This window comes from Paraburkholderia sp. BR10923 (assembly GCF_040948765.1).
Classification (GTDB): domain Bacteria; phylum Pseudomonadota; class Gammaproteobacteria; order Burkholderiales; family Burkholderiaceae; genus Paraburkholderia; species Paraburkholderia youngii.
In genome coordinates, this window is the sequence record NZ_JBFPKO010000025.1 from 115,555 (window position 1) to 124,059 (window position 8,505).

General features: G+C 61.9%; 6 protein-coding genes and 1 pseudogene. 3 read left to right on the forward strand and 4 right to left on the reverse strand.

From position 1 onward, the window contains the following. Positions 1-6: 6 nt before the first annotated feature. Both AB3X94_RS33405 and AB3X94_RS33410 read right to left on the reverse strand, forming a co-directional pair. Positions 7-1,578: a multicopper oxidase domain-containing protein gene (locus tag AB3X94_RS33405; RefSeq protein WP_368613748.1), complete on the reverse strand. Its 1,572-nt coding sequence runs from the start codon at positions 1,576-1,578 to the stop codon at positions 7-9. A gap of 64 nt (positions 1,579-1,642) precedes the next feature. Further along, the gene (locus tag AB3X94_RS33410) at positions 1,643-3,205 is read right to left on the reverse strand and encodes a multicopper oxidase family protein (protein WP_176108484.1); all 1,563 of its coding nucleotides are present in this window, start codon (positions 3,203-3,205) and stop codon (positions 1,643-1,645) included. Positions 3,206-3,984: 779 nt separating this feature from the next. On the opposite strand from AB3X94_RS33410, the gene AB3X94_RS33415 reads away from it, so the two are divergent. Then, the gene (locus AB3X94_RS33415) at positions 3,985-4,458 is read left to right on the forward strand and encodes a hypothetical protein (protein WP_176108483.1); all 474 of its coding nucleotides are present in this window, start codon (positions 3,985-3,987) and stop codon (positions 4,456-4,458) included. Positions 4,459-4,573: 115 nt separating this feature from the next. Here AB3X94_RS33415 and AB3X94_RS33420 read toward each other — a convergent pair whose 3' ends face one another. Continuing rightward, complete coding sequence (locus AB3X94_RS33420) at positions 4,574-5,326, reverse strand: IclR family transcriptional regulator (protein ID WP_176108482.1); 753 nt, start codon at positions 5,324-5,326, stop codon at positions 4,574-4,576. Between AB3X94_RS33420 and AB3X94_RS33425 the strand changes: the two genes are divergently transcribed. Together AB3X94_RS33425 and AB3X94_RS33430 are read left to right on the forward strand one after the other, a co-directional pair. Continuing rightward, a complete protein-coding gene (locus AB3X94_RS33425) occupies positions 5,304-6,914 on the forward strand; it encodes a spinster family MFS transporter (protein WP_368613744.1) in 1,611 nt (536 codons plus the stop codon). The two genes, AB3X94_RS33420 and AB3X94_RS33425, sit on opposite strands and share 23 nt — an antisense overlap. Before the next feature lie 39 nt (positions 6,915-6,953). After that, positions 6,954-8,243 (forward strand): aromatic ring-hydroxylating dioxygenase subunit alpha, encoded by a 1,290-nt coding sequence (locus AB3X94_RS33430; RefSeq protein ID WP_176108480.1) that lies wholly within the window; start codon positions 6,954-6,956, stop codon positions 8,241-8,243. A 107-nt stretch (positions 8,244-8,350) separates the two neighbouring features. Here AB3X94_RS33430 and AB3X94_RS33435 read toward each other — a convergent pair. Continuing rightward, a pseudogene (locus AB3X94_RS33435) lies at positions 8,351-8,505 on the reverse strand (electron transfer flavoprotein subunit alpha/FixB family protein); the annotation flags it as partial.

The window sequence follows — 8,505 nt, forward strand, 5'->3', positions numbered from 1 at the left end:
CCGCCTCTAATTTCCTTCGTTGATCGTGAAAGCTTGTGGATCCACGAGCATCATCATCATCATTCCGCCTGGGAAGATGTTGTTCGTGGTGATCTCGCGTTCATTGTGTGAGTGCCACATGTAGGCGAAGCCGGCTTCGGCGGACGGTGGATTCACGACCGTGCCGCTGGGCGGCGTCGTCCCGTTGTAAGCGGTCGCACGAACGGTGGCGTCGGGCCCGAGGTAGGGACTGCCACCGAACCAGGCGCCGTTGGTCAGCACACGCGCATCCGGCAAGGTGACCGGACCGCCGCTGCCTACGTTGCCAAATGGATGAGCTTCCAGCGCCTTGTTGTGATCGGCGCACCACTCGTAGTAATTCGGCGCTTTCGGGTCAGCGGTGTAGTAGCCGTTCGCATCAGGAATACAGACGCTGCCGTCGCCCGGCTTGTGCCCGTACACGTCCCAATTCAGGCCCTTGCCGGTCCAGTAGAAAATGCCGTCCATCGCGAGTCCTGGCGTGGTCGTGGTCGTGAACAGCAAGGGACCGGCGAGCTTGGTCGCATCCGTCTTGCTGAGCAGCAGGTTGCCGTCGCGCGCCAGCACGCGCACGTGATTGCCGTGTTCGTGGAACGGATGCTGCCAGCGCCCCGTGCCGATCACCCGCAGCAGCACCAGCTCGCCGGGATGCATGTGCGGATTGCCGTTGTACGGCTGATTCGGATATTGCGGCGCGTAGTTCGGGTCCATGTCATCAGGCATGGAGCGCCCGTTGATCAGGAAATAGGCCGGGTGATAGGGCTCGGTTTCGACGGTCATGCAACCGGTGGACTGGGTGCACGCTTTGGCCGCTTGCTGTTCCGCCTGCGAGTGGATGCGCGGATCCATTTCGGCAAACTGGAACAGATACTCGCGGTCGTAGCAGGTCGCGCTATGGTTATAGGCCGCCGCAGCATTCCGGTAATCGGGCTGGCCGTCGGGCAGCGTCGAGGATACGGCGCGGCAGCCCGTCGGCACCGCGAGGGCCCCGGGCGCGGAAGTCGGCAAGACGATCAGCGCGCCGGACAAGCCCATTTCGATCTGCAGATCGCCCTGCGTGCCGCTGTAGTAGCTGTGCGTTCCCGGCGTCGCCGCCACGAAGCTATAGGTGACCGTGTTGCCGTGGGTCGCCTCGCGTGTCAACACACCTGGCACGCCGGTCTGCGTCGCCGGACAGGTGCCGTCCGGGTTCAGCACCGCCGCGCATACCTGGAAGCCCGGAAACAGGATCGAGGTATTGCCCGCGGCGGCCGGCAGATTGTTGGTGAGCTTGACCGTCACGACGTCGCCCTGTTTGACGATCAGTGTCGGCCCCGGAACCTGCATGCTGGGACAGTTCGCGCCCGCAATGCCCGCTGGCGAAAATCCCGCGGGCGCCGTCCGGCACCCGTAACCCCACGCGTAAATGCTCGCGCCGTCCGGCTGACTGACACGGTTCGCCTCGGCGCTCAGATCGAACGTCGTTCCGGTGATACCCGGCGCGGCAGCCTGCGCATGCAGGCAGAACAGTGCCGCCAGCAACACGGCGCCGAATCGCGCGAAGCGTGTCAAACGCGCGATGCATGCGGGGTCCGCACGCAGGGCGATCCACCTTGCGTTGATGAAGTTACCCACGGTTGTTCTCCTAGGAGCAGGACTTCGTGGTCGGGTCCACCGAGTGGCAGATGTGGACCTCGGTCATCAACCCGCCGAAGTTCTCGGCGTCGTTGGACAGGTGATCGAGGTTCGGCGTGTACAGGTAATAGACCGAGCCCGGCGCGTATTTGGTCGTATCGCTCGCGTCGAGAATCACGTCGATCGACTCGCCGCCGCCCAGGGTGACCGAGTTCGTGTTGTAGGTCATGTCGTTGCCGGCCAGGTCACGAAGCAGCCGTGCATTCATGCCAATCACGTGCATTGGAATGCCGAGCGAAGCGAGCGTCTGAAACTCCGTGACGTCGAGGTCGGAGATTCTGAGCAGCGCGCGGCCGCCGGCCGGAATGTTGATCAGCGCGGGCAGCGGTTGCGAATAGTGCTTCGATCCATCCGCGACCGGCGTCTGCATCGGTCCTGGCGTGACCGTGTCCGGATAGCTGCGGCCGTTCAACATGAAGTGCTTGTCCTTCATATCGACGAACGGCTCCGGATTGAATGTCATGCCGATGAAGTGGAAGTTCGGATCGAAACCGTGAATCTGGACTGGATACTCGACGTCGTACGCAGTCGAACCGTCGCCGTCGTTGTAGGCGTAAAGCGTCGGCGTGCCGCTCTTGTTCTTCACGTGCATCACGCTGTTTTGCGGCGGCAGCGGCGTCGAGCACAGAATGTCGCTGCCGCATGCCGTGCGCGGATCGAGTTGTTGCTGCTGCAGCGAGGCGTAGAGCGTCCCCGTCGTGACGCGGTTCTGCCTCGGCCGCACGTAGATCTGCCCGACCATCCCCATCTGCAGATGCTCCGGCGGCGTGATGTGGCAGTGCCAGAAGTAGGTGCCGGCATCCGGTGCGAGGTAGTAGTACGTGAAGCTCGCACCGATGTTGATCGCCACCGACGCATCCGGCACGCCGTCGAAGAACGCGGACGCGTTCGGATAGCCGTGGAAGTGCACCGTGTGCTGCTCGAACAGGTCCGGGCGCATGATCATCCCGACGTTGGTGAGCGTCAGGAAGAACTCGTCGTCCTCGTCGATGGCCATCATCGGCGCGGGAATGTTGCCGTTCATCACGCCGATGTCCATGATCGGCCGCGGGTCGACGTGACCCGTCATCTGACCGGCCGGCACCGAATCCGGGTCGGGCGCGATGCCGACCGCGCCGTTGTAGTTCGGATTGGTTTTCGCATCGCCCTGGACATTGAACACCGAGGGGAACTCGGTGCCGGGCAGTCCGTTGCGAATATCGGCGAGACCGGATAACGGGCCGAACGAGAACATGTAGGTTTGCGTGCCGTCGCCCATCGTCGCGTAACCATCGCCGCCCGAAATCTGCTGGCACTTGATCGCGCCGTTGACGTTCTTCGTCGGGGTCGAGTTCGGTCCGGTCACGGACGGGCCGACGTAGGCCGGTTCGCCCGCACCAGCCGGCAGCGCGGTCGGATGAAGCGTCGTTGTCGGTGGACATTGCACGCGGAACGACTGAGCAAATGACGGCAACGAGAATAGCAATAACAGCAACGCTGCAAAGCCGTTCCGACAGATTGGAATACTGAACATATGACCTCCGTCCAGGGGGCAGCCAGCGCGAACCGCGCTGGAGGTCATGCTCTACGGTGGGGCACTCACCGGGTACCGACGACCTGAACCCGTAGATTGATTCTGCAGACGCGTGCAGGCGTCTGGGATGGGTCAACTCCCTACACTTGCGGTAGGGGCGAACCCAGCGGGGGGCGGGAAGGTCTGCTGCAAGCGGGGCTCATATACCCGCCATGAGCTGCGACCGCACAAGGCGAAGCGGCGCTCGCGATGCCCAGTGGATATCTTCGTGTTGGATCCCACACCCGGGATGCGATGAGGTTGACCCTTGACCGCGTTGCCCGCTAGATTTGAAGGTTCAAGCGCCGCCAGTGCGAAATCACTTCCCGTACAAGATATCTGTAGAAGAACTCGATGGGGTTGCGATGCGGGTTGCGGGGTCACGGAAACGACACAGCGTTTCGCGATGTCACCCGAAGCGACGGCAGCGAACTCCTTGCTGTTCGCAATACGCGTGTATCGATGTCCGGCGCCTGCGTTAGAACGGCGAGCAACGCCAGTTTTCAGGCGCCGGTCCTAGGCGCAAGGCGCCAGGTTGCCGGTTGCACTACCTGAATTCACCTATAACAAGGACAGAACAGGTGGCAAACATGCTTTAACCGGCTCTCGAATTGCGTATTGCCTATTGCCTGTTGGCCTTCCGCAAAGCACCGTCAGCCTCTCGGGCACAAGTCCTGATGTGCTCTATCCGTCAGTTCGACCCACCTGCCACGACACTTCAACCAGCCGGGAGAAACGACATGAAGATGATCGGTTTGCTGGGACTGCTGGCGAGTGCCGCTGTGCAGGCTCAGGTCACCCTGCCGTTGCCAGAGGCATACCCGACGCTGCTCGGGGTCTCGTGCGGCGGTGTAAATGTGACCAGCTATGTCACGGGATTCGACGCGAACGGGTATATCCGCGGCGAGGTCTACGCGTGGACCCGCTGCGGCGCATCGGGGCGCGGCGGCGGCTACCACGCCCAAACCTATCAGTCCTGGCACACCATCGTGTGGGACATGCGCCAGAACTACAAAGTGCTGCCTTATGACAACATGGTTCCGGACCCGGCATTCACGGCCACCGACGCGTACGGCAATAGCATCCGGAACACCTGTTCCGTTACAACCGACGGGCAGCCGGCCTGCGTCGCCAGTGCCTATATCTACTATGCTCCGCCCACTATGACGCCGATTTCGGACACCGTGACCGTTAGCCCGGTGTGCGGGCAATAGCCGGCGCCGGACGCTGTCGTTAATGACCGTTCGACGGTCGGCGCTAGCTTGCCCCCACCGGCAGACAGCGCCAACTTTTTGCGCGCTGCTGAAATTTGCCCGAGAGCCGACGCGATTACGAGCGCATGCGAAACGGGTCGACGAGTTCGTTCATCATGTCAAGCAGCATGGTGCGATCGCGTTTGATTTCATCGATTGGGCCGCCCAAACTCAGTGTCATCGCGTCGTAGCCGCGCTTCATGGGCAGAAGCATTGCCAGTGCAGCGGCTCCGGGCATGGACACGCCCGTGGAAAGAGCAAAGCCGTCGCGGAGCGTCTGCGCGATGCTTTTGCGTACGTCCTCCAGTGCAAGGTGCAAGTCGGGATTGCGCTCGAGCGCGTTGACCTTGCGTAGCAGGTTCGCGACCTCCCTATCTGTTCTCGTGGTCAGCAACATCTTGCCGGCGGCGCTGTGAAACAGGGGACGCAGCGCACCGCTCGAACTCGTGAAGCTGCCGGCGCGGGTTGCTTGCAGCACGTGCAGATAACGCACATGGATTCCGTGCTGCGCGCCGATCATGACCGTGTGACCGCAGCGATCGAGCACGCTCCTCATCAGGCGCAACAGGCTTTGCGCGCTGTACATCTCCTCCTGAATCCAGGCCGTTGCGAGCGCAATCCGCAGGTTGGGCACATACAGCCCGGTCCGCGCTTCGTGATCGAAATAGCCCGCTTCCGTCAGGCTATTCATTAGGACCGAGGTACTCGATTGCGGATAGCCAAGCGATTGCGAAATCTCCTTGATCGTCGCGGGGCTTCGCGTTTCCGCGAAATATTCGAGCACTTCGAGAACCCGGTGGGCTGATTTGACCTTAGGAATGGAGTCCATAACGATGATTTTGAATCACATATGTGATTGTTGTGTTCCACGGATTATAGGCGGACTAAGCTGCATGCCAGCTCGCTGCGATCGGCGAGTGCAATGCACCGGACCAGCCATGTCATTGGTGCGCAGACATCCAGAAAAGGTCAGGGTCGCGCGGTTGCCGCGATCCATCAAGGCCAGGAGGAGGCAGAGTTTTATGGAAAACGTCGGAAACGTACTGTCCGCGGTTGAGGTCAAGAGAAGCTCGCGGTATCGTGCATGGCTCTTGTTGCTGCTCAGCCTGATCTACGCATCGAGCTTCATCGATCGTATTTTCATCGCCGTCGTGGGGCAGTCGATGAAGGTCGACATGAACCTGAGCGACCTGCAGATCGGGGTGCTCGGCGGCCTCGCATTCTCGCTGTTCTACGCGACGCTGGGCATCCCGATGGCCCGGCTCGCCGACCGGATGAGCCGGGTCACGCTGATATCCCTGTCGATTGCGGCATGGTCGGTGATGACCGTGCTGTGCGGCACCGCGGGCAATTTCGCGCAGTTGCTTCTGTACCGGCTTGGCGTCGGTATCGGCGAGGCTGGCAGCACGCCCACCGCTCATTCGCTGATCTCGGACGAGTTCCCCGAGGGACGCCGCGCCACTGCCCTCGCGATCTATGCGCTCGGTCCTCCGCTTGGTGCGATCGGGGGCGCGATCGGAGGCGGAATGATTGCACAACATTTCGGCTGGCGGCCGGCTTTCTGGGTCGTCGGCGCACCGGGGCTCATCCTGGCCGTCATTGCTTTCCTGAGCTTGCGCGAGCCCGAACGCGGCGCCATGGACCGGATTACCGCCGCTGATGCGCAGCGCAATGCCTCGCTGGGCGCTATCGCGGCCATCCTCTTGCGCAGTCCGTTGTTCGTGCAACTCCTGCTGGGCACAGTGATCGGCGCGTTCGCCCAGTACGGCATCAATCTGTTCATTCCGGCGTATCTAACACGCGAATTCGGCCTCAATGCCGCGCAGGCCGGAATGATGTTTGGTCTCACGATCGGTGTCGGTGGCGCGATCGGCACGACGCTCGGCGGATGGATTGCCGACAGGGCCGGCTCAAGCGACAAGCGCTGGTATGCCTGGGTACCGGCCTGGGGCACGCTGCTTGGCTTCGTGCCGGTATCCCTCGCGTTCATGCAGTCCGACTGGCATCTCGCGGCGGCGTTGCTGTTTCTCGCCACGATCCTGTTGAGCTCCTGGAACGGACCGACTTTCGCGGCGATTCACGGCCTCGTTGCGCCACGCATGCGCGCCACGACCTCGGCCTTCGTGTTCCTGATGATGAACTTCATCGGCCAAGGCGGCGGTCCGACGTTCATTGGTTTCCTTAGCGACCGCATTGCCGCCCATCTGTTCACGGCCGGCGACTACTCGAAAGTCTGCCGGTCCCCGCATGGCGCTCATGGTGCGATTGGGGCGGTGGCAGACTCGCCGCTCGCGCATGCTTGTGCAGACGCTTCGTCGGCCGGTCTGCGCTACGCGATGCTCTCGATGAGCATTGTCCTCGTGTGGGCTGCGTTCCACTACTTCCTCGCCGTGCGCCACGTCGCCAAACGGCATTGACGCTGACCTCATCGACTCCCAACTACGAACACGATCATCATGCTTACCGAAGAACAGAATCGCCAACTGACTCAGGTTGGCCTAGGCACGCCGATGGGCGAGCTAATGCGGCGACACTGGCATCCGATCGCCGGTATCGACGAACTCGAGCGAGAGACGATCAAGCCGGTGCGCCTGCTTGGCGAAGATCTGGTGCTTTACAAGGACCTGAGCGGACACTACGGCCTGATGGAGCGCTACTGCGCGCATCGCGGCGCAGACCTGGCCTACGGCTTTGTCGAAGACCATGGCCTGCGCTGCAACTATCACGGCTGGCAATACAACTATGGCGGGCAGTGCGTGGCGCAGCCTTACCAGGATCTGGTGGCACCGCAAGGCACCATGCGTGAGCGGATCAAGCTCAAGGCCTACGAGGTCCGTGCGTGCGCTGGCCTGCTGTGGGCCTATCTCGGTCCTAAACCGGCTCCTCAGTTGCCGGATTGGGAACCGTTCCACTGGCGCAACGGCTTCGTGCAGGTTGCGTTCGCAAGCGTGCCCTGCAATTGGCTGCAAACCCAGGAAAATTCGATCGATCCGCTTCATTTCGAGTGGATGCACGCCAACTGGGGACGCCGGCAGCGCGGCGAGCGCGACTATGCGCCGGCGCATCTCAAGATGGCATTCGACGAGTTCGAGCACGGCTTCATCTACCGGCGCGTGACCGAGGATACCGACGAGTCGCATCCGCTCTGGACGGCTGGTCGTGTGTGTCTCTGGCCCAATGGCTTTTTTCTCGGGGACCATTTCGAGTGGCGGGTGCCCATCGACGACGAAAACACGCTCAATGTGACGTGGTCGTACGTTCGCGTGCCCCGCGAGTCCGAGCCCTATGTCCAGCAGAGCATTCCAACCTGGCATGCGCCGGTCACGGATCCGCAGAGCGGCAAATGGATCAGCTCGCATGTGATCAACCAGGACATCATCGCGTGGTGCGGACAGGGGCGTATAGCAGACCGTACCCGTGAAAACCTGGCTGCCAGCGACGCCGGCATTGTGATGATTCGCCGTCAGTACTTCCGGGACATGGAAGCCGTTGCGCAGGGGCGTGACCCGAAGGGCGTCCTGCGGGAGTCTGCCGGACCTCAGGGCATTCCGCTGCCCTGCGGCGACTGGCGGGATTTCTTCACGAACAGCCTGCCTCGCAGCGAGTATGAGCGTCATCCCAAGTGGAGCAAGCTACTGCATCATTTCCTGTTCCATCCGGGGCAGCCCCAGGCGGTTCGCGTGGCGTGCGAAGCTGCCACCGGCGTGACCATGAAGGACGTTGGCAGCGCGGCTGTGGCTGTTTGAGGTCGGTCGCGGCTCCCGGTATGCCGGAAGTCGCGAGGCATATTGAAACGCAACTCAGTGTTCAACGAACGCCACTTTGATCGAGAGGTTCGTCGCAACGTGTGCTATCACGCCAGTGTCTCGAGATCGCTTATAAGTTCCGGCACGATGGTGAACAGATCGCCGACGAGGCCGTAGTCGGCCACGCTGAAGATCGGCGCTTCTTCGTCCTTGTTGATCGCGACGATGACCTTCGAGTCCTTCATGCCCGCGAGGTGCTGGA

Coding starts and splice junctions, on each gene's coding strand:
- AB3X94_RS33410 (WP_176108484.1), bottom strand. CDS start 3,205: ATGTTCAGTATTCCAATCTGTCGGAACGGCTTTGCAGCGTTGCTGTTA.
- AB3X94_RS33415 (WP_176108483.1), top strand. CDS start 3,985: ATGAAGATGATCGGTTTGCTGGGACTGCTGGCGAGTGCCGCTGTGCAG.
- AB3X94_RS33420 (WP_176108482.1), bottom strand. CDS start 5,326: ATGGACTCCATTCCTAAGGTCAAATCAGCCCACCGGGTTCTCGAAGTG.
- AB3X94_RS33430 (WP_176108480.1), top strand. CDS start 6,954: ATGCTTACCGAAGAACAGAATCGCCAACTGACTCAGGTTGGCCTAGGC.